The following is a 16,415-nucleotide window of genomic DNA, read 5'->3' as shown; positions in this document are numbered from 1 at the left end:
AACACATGAATTAATTAACAGAAATAATTTAGTGCCATGAGAGCTATTCCATCTATATTCCTTTGTGTAGCTACTTGCTGTAGCATGCAAGTCTTTGCACAAGAGCATAAGCATAACGATACATTGAAAAACATTCAGATTGAAGAAGTTCTAGTTACTAGCCAGGTCGGTATTAATAAGCGATTGGAACAAGAACAACGAGCTTCCAAACAGGCAAATATTGATCAAGTACTAGATCGCATTGCTGGTGTGCAAATGATTCGTCGAGGCAATTATGCATGGGAACCAACCATACGCAGTTTAAATGCCGCGCAGATAAATTTGAGTATAGATGGAATGGCAATCTTTGGCGCTTGTACGGATAGAATGGATCCGGTAAGCTCTTATATTGAACCCAGTAACTTACAACAGATCAATGTGAATCTGGGTCCTGGATTTAGTAATTATGGCTCTGCCATTGGGGGAGGTATTGACTTTAAGCTTGCCAATCCAAAACTGACAGAGTCAGCCCAATTAAATGGTCTTTTGGGAACAGGATATGAAACAAATTCACAAGCTTTTCAAACACTTGCTTCCCTGCAATACAGCACAGCACGTTATGGCCTTTTGGTAAATGGTATTTTCCGTAAAGCCCAAAACTATCGTGCAGCAAAACAAGCTGAAATAGCGAACTCTCAATTTCAAAAATGGAATGCCTCTGTAGCTTTAAAATATAAAATCAATTCCAAGAATGAGATTCAAGCACAATACTTAGTCGACTATGGTCAGGATATTGGCTATCCAGCACTGACGATGGATGTGTCTTTTGCCAATGCAAATATCGCTTCCATTACCCATGTTTATCAACCAACATCTGAGGGAATAGACCCTATAAAAAGCAAAGTTTATTTCAATCATATTGATCATGCCATGGACGATACAAAGAGACCGGCAGAGACTGTGCCTATGCATATGGATATGCCTGGAGTATCTTGGACAGCAGGTTTTTTTTCAGAATCAGGAAAATCTATTGGTAAGCACAAACTTCAAGCACGTGTCAGTGCTTATGTCAATCGACTGACTGCAAATATGACCATGTATCCGGAAACCGGTAGTCCTATGTTCATGTTTACTCTGCCAGATGTTCAACGTGGATTTGTAAGTTTAGATGTTTCGGATAGAATATTATCCTCGGATAAATGGGCTATTGATCTTTTAGGTAATTATAGTTTCTCACATTCTGATTTATATAGTCAGGCTGGCAAAGATCAATTGTCAGGAATGAAAGAAGGCAGCTTAACACGTTCCAATCATCTTGGCAATGCTGCAGTAACAACACATTTCCAAGCAAATGAATACTGGCACTTAATGGCTAAAGTGGGCTTTGCAAATCGTAGTGCTTCTTTGCAAGAATACTATGGTTTCTACCTTTTTAATCGACTGGATAATTACGATTACCTAGGCAACGTAGATTTAAAAACCGAGAAAGCCTTACAATCTAGCTTAGGGATGACCTTTAAAAAGGATATTTGGCAGATTGAAGCCAATGGCTTCCATTATTATTTCCGGGATTATATTGCTGGGCTAATTAATCCAGATTATGGATTGATGACCATTGGAGCAAGTGGTGTAAAGCAATACCAGAATTTGGAACATGCTGCCTTATATGGCGGAGAAGTATCATTCCGTGTTAAACCCTTATCCTATCTAGAACTGATCAGTACATTGGCTTATACCGAGGGTAAAGATCATGATGGAAATGCTTTGCCGTTAATTGCCCCATTAACCAATAACAACAGTCTTTTATTGAATTATAAAGGCTGGAATGCACAACTTGATTTATCCTATTTTGCAGCTCAAAACAAAGTAAGTCCAGCAGTATATGGTGATTCAAAAACTCCTTCAGCAACACTTTTACATGCTGGCATCAGAAAACAATTTTCATTGAAGCAACAACGAATTACTTCTAGTTTTCGAGTAGAAAATATCTTGGATCGTTATTATTATAGGCATCAGGATATCATGAAGATTGCTAGGCCTGGTCGCAATTTTATAGCGCAGATATCTGTGTCTTTTTAGCAACTTAAAAGAGGGTTAAAAGTGATTTCTAATAAGAGATATCCTTTTATTATATGGGTGTTTTAAATAGAAGATATTTTCAATTTTTCTTTGCTTTCTATTTTAGGTTAGAAATTAACTAAATTTATGCTTAGTTAAAAGAGCTTAAAGATGGAAATGAAAACCTTAATAATAGAATTGCCTGAAGAGGAGACTAAGTTATTCAAACAACTTCTAAAAAAGCTAAACGGGAGAATTGTTTCTAAAGACAAGATTCCAAATAAAAAGACCATTGCTGCTATGAAAGAGTTAAAGAATGGTAAAGGAACTAAGTTTTCCAGTGTAGTGGAATTGTTTAGGTCTGTTTAACAAAACAAAGTACACCTGATTTATAATTTCTTGAATTCTTTTTTAATGATTTGGCATGAAAATGAACAACTGTTTCTATTGGAGCTTGTAAGAACTGGAACTCACTCAGATTTGTTTAAATAATTCCTCTAAATTCTGTCATTTTTTATAATTCTATCGCTTTATGTTTGCCCTCATAAATAATTAGGTTATTGTTGATTAGCTTTATGTAATTCCTTGGAATTCTATCGCTTAACACAAAAAATCTATTACTATGAGAAACGTCATAAAGCGTGATGGAACATTTGAATCTTTTCAGGCTTTTAAAATTGAGGATGCCATAAAAAAGGCATTCGAGAGTGTATCTGTGCCCTATGATAATGAAGTTTTCCTAAGCCTTCAGTCAGAAATTTCCGCTACCGATTTATTGGATGTTGAAGATATACAAGATGCCATAGAAAAGAAGCTCTATGCATTCAGTTATTTTCCCGTTATGCGCTCTTTTATGCTTTTTCGGCATACCCGAAAATTGCAAAGAGAGCATATCGATCGTTTCGTTGATTCCAGTACCTATGTGGACAGTAGCCATGCTGTAGAAGAATATATTTATCAGCACGACTGGCGAATACAAGCTAATGCCAATAACTCTTTTTCCAATGCCGGATTAGTCAACAACACGGCTGGAAAGATTATTGCCAATTATTGGTTAGACAAAGTCTATAACCGATTGGAAGGCCATGCCCATCGAAATGCAGACATCCATATACATGATCTAGATTGTTTGACTGGCTATTGCGCAGGTTGGAGTCTCCGTGTTTTATTGGATGAAGGGTTTAATGGAGTTCGTGGTCGGGTGGACAGTAGGCCTGCTTCGCATTTTAGGGAAGCCTTAGGACAGATGGCCAACTTCCTAGGTATCTTACAAAGTGAATGGGCCGGCGCACAAGCCTTCAGCTCCTTCGATACGTATTTAGCACCTTATGTCTTCAAAGATCAATTAAATCAGGTTGCGGTTAAGAAGGCTATCCGAAGTTTCGTGTATAACTTGAACGTTCCAGCACGGTGGGGGCAATCACCATTTACCAATATTACTCTTGACTGGGTGGTACCACAAGATTTACAAGATCAAATACCGACTAAGAATGGTCAACATTTATTCCGGGGAATAGACATGCCACACTTGGAGCGGATAGCGCAAGAACGTGGTATCATTAACCTGGAAGATCTATGCTATAAACATTTCCAAAAGGAAATGAATATGATCAATAAAGCATTCTATGAGGTCATGACTGAAGGAGATGCAAATGGTCAGCCTTTTACTTTTCCCATACCAACGGTAAACATCACTGAGGATTTTGATTGGGATGGAGAAAACGTAGATATCTTATTTGAAAATACGGCCAAGATTGGTTCTTCCTATTTCCAAAACTTTATCGGTAGCCAATACCTGATGAATGATGCAGGAGAGCGAATTGAGAATCCTGAAGCTTATAAGCCCAATGCTGTGCGAAGCATGTGCTGCCGTTTACAGCTAGACCTTAGGGAATTACTGAAGCGTGGAAACGGACTGTTTGGAAGTGCTGAAATGACCGGTAGTATTGGGGTAGTCACCATCAATATGGCTCGCCTAGGATACTTATATCCAGGAAAACGTGAAGAACTCTATAACCGAATTGATGAACTTCTTTTAATAGGAAAGTCCACCCTAGAAAAGAAACGTAAGTTCATTCAAGAGATGTATGACAATGGTCTCTACCCCTATACAAAGCGCTATTTGCCGCATTTCAGAAATCACTTCTCTACCATTGGCGTCAATGGCATGAATGAAATGATCCGAAATTACACCTTCGATCAGGAAAATCTGGTAAGCCCTTGGGGGATAAACTTTGCTACGGAAATATTAGAATACATCCGCACCAAGCTACGTAGTTTTCAAGAAGAGACCGGCAACTTATATAATCTGGAGGCCACTCCAGCCGAAGGAACTACCTATCGATTTGCTAAGGAAGATAAGAAGCGATTCCCCGATATCCTACAAGCTGGTCAGGAACAGAATATCTATTATACCAACAGTTCTCAAATCCCGGTAGACCATACCGATGATCCTTTTGAGGCGCTGTTGCTGCAAGATCAACTCCAATGCAAATACACCGGAGGGACGGTATTGCACTTATACATGCGTGAAAAGATCAGTACCTCTGATGCTTGTAAGGACTTTGTCCGTACTGTATTAAGTAATTTCCGCCTACCCTATATTACCGTTACTCCTGTTTTCAGTATATGTCCAGTACATGGCTACCTCAATGGAGAGCATGAATATTGTCCTAAATGTGACGATGAAATCGTTAATAAACAAAAATTAAATTTTGATCATGGAAACATTACAGAATGAAAGACTGCAAATTCTGCAGCAGCAACAACAAGAACGTAGTAAATGTTTGGTGTATACCCGCGTGATGGGTTATCATCGACCGGTGGAAAGTTTTAATATTGGTAAACAAGGCGAGCATAAACAGCGGACTTTATTCAATGAAAGGCATGGCCAAACCGCTTTATGATATAAGTCCATTTACCTTATTAGATTACCCCAATAAAGCAGCCTGCATCTTTTGGTTTGCAGGCTGCAATATGCGTTGCCTATATTGTTATAACCCAGATATAGTTTTAGGAAAAGGTAAGATTGGGATCGATGAAGCTAAGCTATTTCTACAATCCAGAAGAGGATTGCTTCAAGCGGTGGTTTTTTCCGGTGGGGAATGCAGTATGCACCCTGATCTTATGAAGTTGGCTAAGATAGCTAAGGAAATGGGCTACCTCATTAAGGTGGATACCAACGGAACTCGACCTAAGGTTTTAAAAACCATGTACGAGGAAGGTTTATTGGATTATGTAGCTTTGGACTTTAAAGCCTTAAACAATAAATATAAAGCCATTACCGTATTTGACGATTTTAAGTCTTTTGAACAAAGTCTTGAATTTTTAATTTCAACTAAACTAACTTTTGAAGTTCGTACTACAGTGCATGGTCAATTGTTGTCAAATGATGATTTACAAGAGATGTTGTTTTTCCTAGAAGGAAAAGGTTATATAGGAAATTACTACCTACAAGCTGCCTTAAATAACGTGAAAACATTATCCGATTTAAGCTATTCTTCCTTTGGAACTGAAAAAATTAACTATTCTTCAAGGAACATCCAAGTCATTATGCGCGCCTAGTAGAGGTTTGAGCTAAAATTAGGAAAAAAGTGCCTTATTAGCTGTTTAAACACGTTTTTATTTATTACTAAAACTTTTTTATTGGCACTTAATTTGTTTTGATTGAAGAAAATTTTTTCAAAACAAATCACTATGAAACGCAATTACTTTATTTTGCTCTTATCTGCCATTGCCCTTTTCTTTTCGGCAAGCTGTTCGAAGGATAACGATGGGGAAGATTTAAAAAATGCTACGCACAAGGCCGTTATTTACACACCAGCAGTGGGCTTACAACGATTTACCGACAGTAAGGTTTTCCTCAGCGAAGCTCCTTTTGAAAAGTATGAAAATTTTACCCCTTTAAAATCATTGAATCTACCAGCCAACCGTACCGTAAATGATTCGGTAGTCTTTAATGTTAGCGATTATGTTGGTAAAACAATATATGTTGTTGCTCTCCGCAAAAAATTACTTTCCGATGGGTATTACAGCATCACCAGTACAACCTCTCAACCCTTGAAGAACATCAAGTTCACCGTTGTAGAAGATAAACCTGTTTATCAAGTAGCATTTGTTACTGCAGAGCCTGACCCTAAATCTTTTACTGCTGATAAGGCTGTTCTAACTTTGAAGGTTAAAAAAGGAAATACATTAGTTTCCAATCGTGAAGTTTATTGGTATGGTACTACGCAGCTTTGGAATGATCAACATAAGGCCTTAATCGAAAAAGAATATAAAGATAATGGCCGCATCTCTGCCACCCTAATGAACAAAACCGATGTAGAGGGATTATCAAAAATAAGTATTCCAGTGAATGAAGCAGGAACGGTGAAAAATGGTGATAAAGTTGTCAATAACAATGAGCATGTTTTCTTCGTAATGGAAGCAGGAAAAGTGAAAGAAATTATTGTCAATGTGGATAACCTGACCTTAGCAAAAACATTAGATATATAATCGATCAAAGTATACTTCAGGCTACCTTATGGTTTCCTAAAAAGGTAGCCTGAATTCAGATAGGCTAAGACTCTAAAATTGTTTTATCAGCAGGTCTAATTGGTTTAAGACTGTCATAAAAAAGCAATAAGTATGCTATAATAGCGTTCTGCATTCTATACACTATTGTAAACAGAAATTACTAGTGCTTATAGCTGAACCATTAACCTTCACTATTCAGATTATATAAATACAACAACCTTAAAACCTGATTTGGACATCTTTCTAGGCAGAATCTGTTTGTTTTGTAAGGATATTTACGAAAAGAACTTAACCCAAAGGATTTTTGGTACAAGTTGTGTTAAAGTATAGTAACATATTAACAGAATATAAACACTTAATTATTACTTCTATGGATTCTAAACTGCAATCAATTTTAAGTTATTTGGGAATTTTATGGTTAGTTGCCTATTTCATGGGTAAAGACCAACGCGATGATTTTAGTCGCTTCCATTTAAAACAAGGTCTAGGTTTAATTATTTTCTCCTTCATCTTCTCTATTGCCTTGGGAATTATAGCTTCTATTGTTCCAGCAATTGGCATCTTTGTGAACATTGCTAGTTTATTGGTATTGGTTCTACTAATTATCGGAATTGTGAATGCTGCCAATGGAAAAATGAAACCACTTCCAATTATTGGAGATTACTTTAGTAACTCTTTTAAGTTTATCGATCAGAATTAATTGATCAACAAAAGGGGTATTCGTAAGGTGTAAGGTTTTCATGAAAATGACAGATTTAATAAACGGTTTCATTTTTATTTTAGGATTAGGATTACTATTAGCAAGTATATTTCTATTCTTAAGGACGCAGAAGTTCATGCAATCAGCCATCCGTACGGACGCGGTCTTGATTGAAAATAAAATGGTACAGTCCAGTGATAAGGATAATAGATCTGGCTCATGGATGTATCAACCGGTTTTAGAATATGAAGTCAATGGAAAGAAAATGACCTTTTCACCTAATGTTAAATCAAATCCTCCGCAATATAATTTAAACGAAAAGGTACAGGTGATGTATGATCCTAATGTCCCTGATAAAGCGCAGATCATAGGTTATTATCACCTATTCTTAGGGAGCATCATTTGCATGTTATTTGGGCTCCCCATGTTTGTGACAACCTTAGGTTATTTCTTGTTTAAATTCGGAGTCTTTTAAATTAAATGATAAAGTCATGTCAGAATTATATTCATTATTTGTGAAGGTTAAAATTGCTAAGGATCAATTACATAAATTCAAATCTTCCCGTCCTGTTGCTCCAGCACTGAATAGTTCTTGGACCAATTGGTGGGATAGCCGCGAAATGTATGATAAGCATGCCTTACAAGTTATTCAATCTTACCATGCCGAAAGTTACGGACAGGTTATACAGGAAATAATTGACGAAAAATTCTCGGGATGCCAAGAGCTATATGATCCGAATTCTGGCACTTGGTACTTCTATGTGCTGCAGTTCAGTGAGAATTTTCAGGAGATTATACCCATGATGGCTATGTTGAAGGATTTAGCACAATATTTAGAACCTGATGCTACAGGACATGCATTCTTGTACGACTACATGTGGGGTAGTAAAGATGTGATGTTTGAAATTACCTATCATAATAAAGAAGCCAAATTAACTTCTGCAGCAAGAGAAGGGCAATTACCGTCTGAAATAGTTACTGAAGCAAACCAGATTTTGGATGCTTGGTCAACGGAGTTACAGAAGAGATACGAAGACTAGCTATACACCCAATATTTCTCATTCATGATTGAAATAAAACTTCTCTTTTTTATTCTGGGTAGCTTCTTTATGCTGGAGCAACCGAATCTTTTTGCTGAAAAGGTAAAAGTATATTTGGATCCTGTAAAGAAAGAAGTGCGAATTGAACAATATGGTTTATTGAGTTCTGAGATAGAATCTGATATCGCCAAAACAGAGGAATATAGGAAAATAAAAAATAACCAGGTTAATTGGGTTAAGGAAACAGATTCGTTCACAAATAAGCGCGTAGAATGGCACCTTTCGGATAAGGAACCCAAATTGGTTATTCATTTCAATTATAGCCACCCTGCTGATCTAGAAGCTATGGGTATTTATGCCAAGGATGATGAGGTTTCTGTATTTGAATATGAAAACATGAAAATCCTTGCCGGTAAACCTACAGAAGAAGAAAACTTTGTGACATTTAATAACAAGGAATTAATTGCTTTTGAATTGACCTTTCCAGTCGAGAATTTTGTGGAATTAAAGGATGGGAAAAAACTAATTCGAAATGATTTGCGAGGCAAGCCGCTATTTGGTAGGAAATCAGATGATTTTAGAGGAAAGTTATTTCAAGTCGCTGAAAACAAAGGTCAATTCCCAACGGCCATTAAAAATGGAAATACTTTTCTCTTGGATGAAGAAAGCAACAAGGTGACTTTTGATGATGATAATAAAGGGATCATGGATTTTTTGGATAATAATCAAATCCGAGTTCAAGTAGGGAGCCCCAATAGTAAAACTGCTCCATTTCATGAAGGGGATCAAATCTATTCCTATGAGTTAGATAATCTCCAATTAAAACTTACGCCAATAACCAAAGGAAATCAGCCTCAAAAGAATAAAGAATTCTACTATTTTGTGGTAATTAATTAAGGGTTTTTATTAAACAGCTTTTTGGAAACGATTCTTTATTTCCTGATTAACTTCGCTTAGACGAAGGTAGATTGGAAGTAAGGAAAATAAAGATACTGCTGTGATAATTGGGAAACGAAGCAAGTCTCCTTCTACAAAATATAGAAGAATTACAGCTATCATAATAGACATAATCAAAGCTCCCCCAGCCAAAAGACATAATAAACACTTCCGCTTAGATGTAAGTTCTGTTACCGTATTTGTAGCTAGACTTTGCTGTCTCATTTGTAGTCCTATGGGTTAATATCTTGTTTGTTTGGCTTTAAAGCAACTTTTTATGTAGTTAATCAGCTACTTTTTGCATTGGCTAACTTAGAAATAAAAATTAATATTTTCATAAACTTTTGTTAAAAAATTAATGAACTTGGCTTTGAAAACAATAAAATATTAACCAGTGTACTTGATAAAACTATTTAGCAGGGCTAAAATAAATTCCATTAAAGAATAGGATCTAAATAGGACCAAGTAAAAAATAACCAAAGCATACAGAACAAAACATGAATTACCGTTTCTACGGTTTGCCCTTTCCATAAAGAAGGAGAGTAGACAAATAGTTGAAAAACAAAACGTATAGCCCAGAATATAGCGATCCCAAGACAGATTCTGTGACCCAGCTCTCCCTGGATCAACAGGTGGGAAGAGGTCAAGCTTAGTACTCCAAGCAAAAACAACAACAAAGCAATAAAGAAAGTATGCACTTTCATTATCTGACTATTCAAGAGAGATAGTCTTGGTAATTCTGCCTCCCAGTTAAATTTTCTAGGAAAACCAAAATGTAAGAGCGCTAGAAGTATTTGTAGTGCTCCGGAGAGTTTAATGGCTAGTTCCATATTTTTTCAGTTTATAAGTGGTTATAAGCCCATATTGTTTAGTCGCGTTTACTAAATTTAACGCAGCTTCTTTAAAGATTCTACGCCATTGCCGATCCGAATAAAAATGTAGAAAACCAATCTGATAGGCTAGAAAATTCAACCAATCTCTTCGATGTTCCATGACTACAATTTCCCCTTCAGGTTTTAATACTCGTTTCAATTCCTTAAAAAACAAAACCCTTTCTTGGTCGTTTCTGATTTCATGGGCAGCGAATATGACAAGTATACAATCAAAAGAATTATTAGAAAATCCTAAGTTTAAGGGATTTACGGCCTTACAAGACGGGGAGTTGGGATACTTTTTTCTAGCCCTTTTGATAGATACTTCTCGATGTTTTAAGGGATCATAAAAATCAGCTATGGTGAGGTTTGCGGATGGGAATTTTGATTGAATCAGCACACTGGTTTCATCAAATCCGGCATGTATATTAAGGACTTGTTTATTATCCAAATGCTCAATTAGGGGAAATGAATATAAATCGGTTCGATCATAAATCCAATAAGAAACGATCAAGGAAATAAGTGATGAAAAAGCAACAAAGGCTAGAATATAAACTTTCCAAGGTTGAAATTGTGAAGGGAAAAGATAGGCAAAAGCGACCGCTAGAACTATAAATAGCAGAAGAATGGCATAATAGTGCCAATTGAACAATAGAATGTTCCAAACACCTTGAAATGGTTTTCTTCTTATTTCCAATTTTCCCTCCTTCCTTTTTTCCACGAATACGGAATCTCTCGAATGATGAATGCGTTTGCTAACTGCCCCTGATTTAAATTTCTTTGCTTTAAAAACCCAAATTCCCATTTTTTGACTTCAACGGGTCGCGGTATCCAGTTGCTTCGTTTTCCCTCAACAATACTTATTGTGCCTGCCTGGCTATCCACATAAAAAGTAAATGGAAGCGGGCCAGCATAGCGACGAGCGGTTTTCCAATCCGGAAAGGGGGATCCATTAGGTAGACTCAAATCCGCTTGTTTATGGTTTATATCTACCTTAATACCCGAAGCCTTAGATTGTACCCAAATAGACTCTTCATTCTCCTGAAAGGAGATATCAATTTTTTCATAGCCATAATGGGTCATCAGATTTCCCATTTTCTTCATCAGGGCACTATCTGTTTCCGATTTTAAGATATATAAACCCCTAAGGCGTTTGCCCTCAACGGTATTGTATTGTACAAAAATGCGATAGCCTATCAAGAAGAAATCTCTACCGGTCCACTTTGGAAAACCTTTCAACCGAAGGTCTTTCGTTTGTACCATGGCGACAGCAACAAAAGCCCACTTTTCTTCATAACAATCCAAAACCAAAGGCTTTGGAATAAGGTTTTCTAACTCCGCCTTTGGAAAGGCAAAGGTCAGAACTAATGAATACTTGAAATGTGCTTCAATAGCAAATGGGTGATGTTTTAGGAAATCCATATGCTTTAGGTTTTAGCGCTTTTTAAAACAAAAGCCTCCACATAAATTATTCCCACAAACAGTATAGCAAACACTAAATTCCACCTTCCCCAAAGCAATAGTTCAGGAACGAATATGGTTTCTATGATATTCATCGATAAAACGAGAAGCATTTGAAATATAGCGGCTAATCGTGGAAACAAACGCGTAAAAATCCAGATGCTCATGCCTATTTCGAGTATTCCTATGGTTAAGGTTAATGGTCTTGCAAAGCTGCTGGACAATAATTGTCCAACAATTTCTTCATGCCTTGGAACTAGATTCAACACCTTACAAACTAGTCCGTTGACTAGCCAAACCAGGCAGATGAAATAGTGTAAAAAGCGCTTCATATTCTGAAAAACAATGGTCCCTCGATGTGAAACTAAATATACCATTTAATTTTCTTGCCAAGTAAGACTATCTTGATTATTAACCAAGAATGCTCAGCCACAGTTACGGTTTTTAAAAAGATAGCCCATATATACTTAAGGGCTGTTTTGGCCACTATTTTCTCCATTTAACATTTATTGGCATAATGATTGGAAATGTAGACCTGAAATTAAACGCAGTTTTAAATTTTAATAGGATAATTATGAAAAAGTTAATGATTTTGGGGTTAGTGGCAATAGGATTAGCTTCTTGTAGTGAAGATACTATTGACAATATTGGTCGTGATACGGCTTTAAATATTATTCGTTCCAACTCTTGGAACAATGTTGTTCATACGGAAATCGTAGGTGGTAAAGAGGTTCTTCGTGATACCTTAGTGGGTGAAGGGAAAGATGCAAAACTAGATTTTAACAAGGATGGTTATGCTTATATGTACGACGGAAAAGGAGGAACTAAATCTGTTGCTTATGAAATGCCAAATAGCAAAACCATGATTTTCGGGGGTACGACCTATAATATTCAAGAGAATATCGTAACTACCGTTGTGAAATTCACCATGGAAAATGTTACTGCGGGTAAAACTTCCCGTTACGAATTTAAAAGACGTTAAGCTTAAACTTAATATGAGAGCAGGCGTATGGTCGATTGATCATGCGCCTTTTTTTATTTCTATACTCAATCTTATGAAATCTTTTGTTTTGCTTCTATCCACAAGGACATGTATTTACTGGAAGCAAACTGATTATTCCACAATATCTGCCCTATAAAATTTCTATTTCTATGCTGCTCTAGAACAAGGGCAACTTCTCGAAGTCTTGCTAGAAAAACTTCTGACTGATCATCTTTTCTCAAGGAATTAAGCTTGTTTTCACATTGGGTATGTGCATTTAGCCATGTATTTTCATCTTGATACAATTGTACCACCTTGTCTATAAAATCTTCATCCGAATCGTAAATAAAACCTGGCCATTCTTGTTCAGTTCCCATCATACCTTCAGCTCCTACTTTACTACTAACGCTTGGAGTACCCACCGAGAATGCGTCTACAAACTTTCCTTTTAAGCCTGCTCCAAATGGTATTGGTGCTAAAAGTGCCCGGTACTTTCCAAGTGTGCTCTTAGCATCTTCTGCACGTCCTTTCACGATAAAGCCTTCAGCAGGTTTATTTAAGTCCCATACTTTTTGTGTTGGATATGCCCCATAAATATGCAATTCTACCTTACCTAATTTTTTTCGAATACTTGGCCAAAGACGCTTCAACTCGACAACGGTACGCCAATTGGGTTCATGGATGAAATTGCCAATGAAAACTAAGTCTTGACGTTCTTCAAAGCCCAACATTTGCGATGTCCTAGATGCTTCAAATTGAAAGGGAAGATAACATAATATGCTTGCTGGAATATGGAATTGTGCCTTCAATAGATTCATTTCAAAGGTTGAAATGATTAAAGAAAGATCTGACCTTAGAATGGCTGCAATCTCTCGACTTGCGATATCCGAATACAGCATTTCCTGTGTAAATGCCTGGTTTTTCTTGTAGGCATCTTGTCTTGCTTGTCTCAGAAAGTGTAAATCTTCCGTATCCAGAATCCGTATAGCTTGAGGACAAACCTCCTTAACCCGCCAACTGTACTGTTCTTCGATCATAAAACGGTCGAACAACACATAATCCGGCATTAATTCCTCCACATATTTGTTGAAAGAGGCATCATTCAATTGGATGACCTGTTCTTTGATTCCGAGCTTTTCTAGAGGGAAGGAAAACTCACTTTTGCTTGCTGCTGAACAGAAGTGAAGTTCAAAACCATGTTGAATGAATAATTGCATGATTTGAATAATTCGCCATCCTGCGGCAGAAGAAGTAGGCTCTGGCCAGACTAAGCCAATGACAAGCATGCGTTTTCCCATAGTGCAAAGTTGCACATTTAATTCTATTCCATCAGGATGGCTTTATTTGTTACCTTTGTAAGATATCAGAAAGCTATGCTAGGACTAAAATTATTGACAGATCCCCGTTGGGCTAATATTGCCGAGTCGAATCTTGAGGAAATATTAACCGACCATGCCTGGTGTGAGCAAAAAGCCGCATCCAATGCCATCACTTTAATCACCCAAAACCCCGAATTTGAGGATTTAGTGCATGAATTAACCGCCATTGCCATTGAAGAAATGGAACACTTTAAGATGGTTATTGAGATCATTAAAGTACGTGGATATACTTTGGGTAGAGAGCGTAAGGATGATTATGTGGGGCAACTGATGAAGTTTGCTAAAAAAGACGGCTCCCGTAATATGGCATTTATTGACCGTCTATTATTTGCTGCCATGATTGAAGCACGTTCATGCGAACGCTTCCGGGTTTTATCGCAAAATATTGAAGATCAAGAGTTAGCAAAGTTTTACTATGACTTGATGGTTTCTGAAGCAAATCATTATACAACCTTCCTGAATTTTGCTCGAAAATACAGCACCGATGTGGACGTGGATAAGCGTTGGAAAGAATGGTTAGACTTTGAAGGTGAGTTGATTCAGTCCTACGGAACGAAAGAATACATACACGGATAGTATTTCTTAACATACATCAAGGAATAGGGAGCTTAGTCTCCCTATTTTTGTATCATTGAAATAGGAGTTTATTATGATGGAATTAGGAATAGGTATGTTTGGTGATCTTCAAATAGATCCACAAACAGGGAAAATACAAGCAACACAGGAGCGTATTCAGGAGATAATCGAAGAGATTAAATTGATGGATGAGGTAGGGGTCGATTTCTTTGGGATGGGCGAACACCACCGTGCAGATTATGCCGTTGCATCACCAGAGATTATTTTGGCAGCAGCAGCGACCGTTACTAATCGTATCAAGCTGGGTTCGGCAGTTTCTGTATTGAGTTCTGCAGATCCGGTTAAACTTTACCAGGATTTTGCAACCGTAGATCTTCTTTCCAATGGACGTGCAGAGATTATGGCTGGACGTGGCTCATTCATTGAGTCCTTTCCCCTCTTCGGCTTTGATCTAAAGGATTATAGCGGACTGTTTGAGGAGAAATTAGACTTATTGTTGCGTTTGAATAAGATGGATACCATTAATTGGACTGGTAAATACCGCCCAAGCTTGATCAATCAAAGCGTGTATCCAAGACCTGTAAACAACAGTATGCCTATATGGATTGCGGTTGGTGGCACAACAGAATCGGTGATCCGAGCAGGTAAATTAGGTTTACCTGTGATGTTTGCTATCATTGGTGGATCCCCAATAAACTTTAAACCTTTATTTGAGATTTATCAGCAAGCCTATTTGGATAATGGGCATGATCCAGAGAAGTTCCAAGTCGGTGTACATATGCATTCCTTTTTTGGAGAAGACAGTAAAGAAGTTGCCGATTGGTATTACCCATACTATTCCAACCAGATGAATCGTATCGGTGCATCTCGTGGTTGGCCTCCTTATCAAAAATCCCAGTATGACTACGGACGCTCCAGACACGGACACCTGATAGTAGGTGATGTGAATGAGTCTGTGGATAAGATCCTTCAAATGCAAGAAACTTTTGGACTTACCCGTTTCTCGGCTCACATGGATGTAGGTAGTCCAGATCATAGCAAGATGATGAAGGCGATCGAAATCTATGGTAATGAGATCATTCCAAAGGTAAAAGCCGCTAAGTAAAAAAGCAGTTTTCTTTTCAACCTACAAAATGGATAAAAAGAAAGATCATTAGCAGAAATCGAATTATAGAACATACATTTTTCGCTGACATTTTCAGCAGAACAGGGTTCCTCAGGAACCCTTTTTTATGGACTTTCTCTAGGTGTTTTTATGGTTTAATATATGCGGGCGATGCATGCATCGCCCCTACAAATCATCGTGAAATTATTAATTCTAACCTTAATAACCGTAGGGTCGAAGCATGCTTCGACCGCCATAGTACCCCAAAAATCTATTCCGTCATAGGTCTATCTACTAAATATACTGGGTACTTTATACTACATTTTTAAGGCGGGCAAACATTCCGCTGCGCTTAGTACTGCCCCTACGCGTAGGTGCTATTAAACACCTAATATTGAGCCGTCTAGATAGTACGTTAGGTAAGGGCGGTACTGAGTGAGTTTGAAGAAGGAAATTCATCTCCAATGAAAACTAACGGAATGTCCGCCCGTTTAATTTAATGTTAGACAACAGAAAATAGACAACAGATAACAGATTGGATATACTTTATGGCGGGCGATGCATGCATCGATTTGCATAGTTTAGAGATCTTCCACCGAAGGTGGAAGATGACGGGTTCATGTGAGGGAATTAGAGACTCTTCGCTTCGCTCTGAGTTGTAAGTGACAAAATTTCTATCACGCCAATTAGTCCAAAATCTATTGTATTTTGTCTGTTGTCTCATCGTCTCTCTCACCGGTTTGCTTCGAGACTCTTTCGGATCTCCTTCGGAACTCCTTCGGATCTTGTTCGGATCTCGTTCGGTTCCG

18 protein-coding genes are annotated in these 16,415 nt (G+C 37.5%); 13 read left to right on the top strand and 5 right to left on the bottom strand.

The window, feature by feature from the left end; genetic code table 11:
* Positions 1–84: 84 nt before the first annotated feature.
* From ACP6L2_RS12840 to ACP6L2_RS12795, 10 genes are all read left to right on the top strand, one after another.
* On the top strand, positions 85–2,058 hold the full coding sequence (locus tag ACP6L2_RS12840) for a TonB-dependent receptor (protein ID WP_440509762.1): 1,974 nt from the start codon (positions 85–87) through the stop codon (positions 2,056–2,058).
* Between the two features lie 156 nt (positions 2,059–2,214).
* Entirely contained in the window at positions 2,215–2,406 is a 192-nt protein-coding gene (locus ACP6L2_RS12835; RefSeq protein ID WP_440509761.1) for a hypothetical protein, read from the top strand.
* A 253-nt stretch (positions 2,407–2,659) separates the two neighbouring features.
* Entirely contained in the window at positions 2,660–4,777 is a 2,118-nt protein-coding gene (locus tag ACP6L2_RS12830; protein ID WP_440509760.1) for a ribonucleoside triphosphate reductase, read from the top strand.
* Complete coding sequence (gene nrdD / locus ACP6L2_RS12825; RefSeq protein ID WP_440509759.1) at positions 4,758–4,943, top strand: anaerobic ribonucleoside-triphosphate reductase; 186 nt, start codon at positions 4,758–4,760, stop codon at positions 4,941–4,943. The genes ACP6L2_RS12830 and nrdD overlap by 20 nt, the downstream gene beginning before the upstream one ends.
* Positions 4,924–5,601 (top strand): anaerobic ribonucleoside-triphosphate reductase activating protein, encoded by a 678-nt coding sequence (locus tag ACP6L2_RS12820; protein ID WP_440509758.1) that lies wholly within the window; start codon positions 4,924–4,926, stop codon positions 5,599–5,601. The genes nrdD and ACP6L2_RS12820 overlap by 20 nt, the downstream gene beginning before the upstream one ends.
* Positions 5,602–5,733: 132 nt before the next feature.
* Entirely contained in the window at positions 5,734–6,534 is an 801-nt protein-coding gene (locus ACP6L2_RS12815) for a hypothetical protein (RefSeq protein ID WP_440509757.1), read from the top strand.
* Positions 6,535–6,925: 391 nt separating this feature from the next.
* Entirely contained in the window at positions 6,926–7,255 is a 330-nt protein-coding gene (locus ACP6L2_RS12810; protein ID WP_440509756.1) for a DUF4870 domain-containing protein, read from the top strand.
* 46 nt (positions 7,256–7,301) lie between these two features.
* Complete coding sequence (locus tag ACP6L2_RS12805) at positions 7,302–7,730, top strand: DUF3592 domain-containing protein (RefSeq protein WP_440509755.1); 429 nt, start codon at positions 7,302–7,304, stop codon at positions 7,728–7,730.
* Between the two features lie 16 nt (positions 7,731–7,746).
* Entirely contained in the window at positions 7,747–8,295 is a 549-nt protein-coding gene (locus ACP6L2_RS12800; RefSeq protein ID WP_440509754.1) for a hypothetical protein, read from the top strand.
* A gap of 24 nt (positions 8,296–8,319) precedes the next feature.
* Positions 8,320–9,192, top strand: coding sequence for a hypothetical protein (locus ACP6L2_RS12795; RefSeq protein ID WP_440509753.1), 873 nt, complete (start codon positions 8,320–8,322; stop codon positions 9,190–9,192).
* 9 nt (positions 9,193–9,201) lie between these two features.
* Here the strand turns inward: ACP6L2_RS12795 and ACP6L2_RS12790 are convergent, their stop codons facing one another.
* The 4 genes from ACP6L2_RS12790 to ACP6L2_RS12775 all read right to left on the bottom strand — a co-directional run bounded on the left by ACP6L2_RS12790 (position 9,202) and on the right by ACP6L2_RS12775 (position 11,896).
* A complete protein-coding gene (locus tag ACP6L2_RS12790) occupies positions 9,202–9,456 on the bottom strand; it encodes a hypothetical protein (RefSeq protein ID WP_440509752.1) in 255 nt (84 codons plus the stop codon).
* A gap of 588 nt (positions 9,457–10,044) precedes the next feature.
* On the bottom strand, positions 10,045–10,800 hold the full coding sequence (locus ACP6L2_RS12785) for a class I SAM-dependent methyltransferase (protein WP_440509751.1): 756 nt from the start codon (positions 10,798–10,800) through the stop codon (positions 10,045–10,047).
* Entirely contained in the window at positions 10,791–11,525 is a 735-nt protein-coding gene (locus ACP6L2_RS12780) for a DUF2071 domain-containing protein (RefSeq protein ID WP_440509750.1), read from the bottom strand. Before ACP6L2_RS12780 ends, ACP6L2_RS12785 begins: the two co-directional genes overlap by 10 nt.
* Before the next feature lie 5 nt (positions 11,526–11,530).
* The gene (locus ACP6L2_RS12775) at positions 11,531–11,896 is read right to left on the bottom strand and encodes a DoxX-like family protein (RefSeq protein WP_440509749.1); all 366 of its coding nucleotides are present in this window, start codon (positions 11,894–11,896) and stop codon (positions 11,531–11,533) included.
* A gap of 242 nt (positions 11,897–12,138) precedes the next feature.
* On the opposite strand from ACP6L2_RS12775, the gene ACP6L2_RS12770 reads away from it, so the two are divergent.
* Entirely contained in the window at positions 12,139–12,546 is a 408-nt protein-coding gene (locus ACP6L2_RS12770) for a hypothetical protein (RefSeq protein WP_440509748.1), read from the top strand.
* Positions 12,547–12,617: 71 nt separating this feature from the next.
* Here the strand turns inward: ACP6L2_RS12770 and ACP6L2_RS12765 are convergent, their stop codons facing one another.
* Positions 12,618–13,844, bottom strand: a complete 1,227-nt coding sequence (locus ACP6L2_RS12765; RefSeq protein WP_440509747.1) for a glycosyltransferase — start codon at positions 13,842–13,844, stop codon at positions 12,618–12,620.
* 75 nt (positions 13,845–13,919) lie between these two features.
* Here ACP6L2_RS12765 and ACP6L2_RS12760 point away from each other — a divergent pair, with 75 nt between their 5' ends.
* Both ACP6L2_RS12760 and ACP6L2_RS12755 read left to right on the top strand, forming a co-directional pair.
* Entirely contained in the window at positions 13,920–14,501 is a 582-nt protein-coding gene (locus ACP6L2_RS12760) for a tRNA-(ms[2]io[6]A)-hydroxylase (RefSeq protein WP_440509746.1), read from the top strand.
* Between the two features lie 73 nt (positions 14,502–14,574).
* Complete coding sequence (locus ACP6L2_RS12755; protein ID WP_440509745.1) at positions 14,575–15,606, top strand: LLM class flavin-dependent oxidoreductase; 1,032 nt, start codon at positions 14,575–14,577, stop codon at positions 15,604–15,606.
* Positions 15,607–16,415: the final 809 nt, after the last annotated feature.

The sequence above is a fragment of the Sphingobacterium lactis genome (assembly GCF_051951495.1).
Lineage (GTDB): Bacteria > Bacteroidota > Bacteroidia > Sphingobacteriales > Sphingobacteriaceae > Sphingobacterium > Sphingobacterium lactis_A.
Note: the sequence above shows the minus strand (reverse complement) of the source record. Positions and strands in the feature narration are given on the sequence as shown.

Coding starts and splice junctions, on each gene's coding strand:
- ACP6L2_RS12810 (WP_440509756.1), top strand. CDS start 6,926: ATGGATTCTAAACTGCAATCAATTTTAAGTTATTTGGGAATTTTATGG.
- ACP6L2_RS12795 (WP_440509753.1), top strand. CDS start 8,320: ATGATTGAAATAAAACTTCTCTTTTTTATTCTGGGTAGCTTCTTTATG.
- ACP6L2_RS12840 (WP_440509762.1), top strand. CDS start 85: ATGCAAGTCTTTGCACAAGAGCATAAGCATAACGATACATTGAAAAAC.
- ACP6L2_RS12775 (WP_440509749.1), bottom strand. CDS start 11,896: ATGAAGCGCTTTTTACACTATTTCATCTGCCTGGTTTGGCTAGTCAAC.
- nrdD (WP_440509759.1), top strand. CDS start 4,758: ATGGAAACATTACAGAATGAAAGACTGCAAATTCTGCAGCAGCAACAA.
- ACP6L2_RS12790 (WP_440509752.1), bottom strand. CDS start 9,456: ATGAGACAGCAAAGTCTAGCTACAAATACGGTAACAGAACTTACATCT.
- ACP6L2_RS12765 (WP_440509747.1), bottom strand. CDS start 13,844: ATGGGAAAACGCATGCTTGTCATTGGCTTAGTCTGGCCAGAGCCTACT.
- ACP6L2_RS12835 (WP_440509761.1), top strand. CDS start 2,215: ATGAAAACCTTAATAATAGAATTGCCTGAAGAGGAGACTAAGTTATTC.
- ACP6L2_RS12815 (WP_440509757.1), top strand. CDS start 5,734: ATGAAACGCAATTACTTTATTTTGCTCTTATCTGCCATTGCCCTTTTC.
- ACP6L2_RS12780 (WP_440509750.1), bottom strand. CDS start 11,525: ATGGATTTCCTAAAACATCACCCATTTGCTATTGAAGCACATTTCAAG.
- ACP6L2_RS12805 (WP_440509755.1), top strand. CDS start 7,302: ATGACAGATTTAATAAACGGTTTCATTTTTATTTTAGGATTAGGATTA.
- ACP6L2_RS12800 (WP_440509754.1), top strand. CDS start 7,747: ATGTCAGAATTATATTCATTATTTGTGAAGGTTAAAATTGCTAAGGAT.
- ACP6L2_RS12760 (WP_440509746.1), top strand. CDS start 13,920: ATGCTAGGACTAAAATTATTGACAGATCCCCGTTGGGCTAATATTGCC.
- ACP6L2_RS12755 (WP_440509745.1), top strand. CDS start 14,575: ATGATGGAATTAGGAATAGGTATGTTTGGTGATCTTCAAATAGATCCA.
- ACP6L2_RS12820 (WP_440509758.1), top strand. CDS start 4,924: ATGGCCAAACCGCTTTATGATATAAGTCCATTTACCTTATTAGATTAC.
- ACP6L2_RS12830 (WP_440509760.1), top strand. CDS start 2,660: ATGAGAAACGTCATAAAGCGTGATGGAACATTTGAATCTTTTCAGGCT.
- ACP6L2_RS12770 (WP_440509748.1), top strand. CDS start 12,139: ATGAAAAAGTTAATGATTTTGGGGTTAGTGGCAATAGGATTAGCTTCT.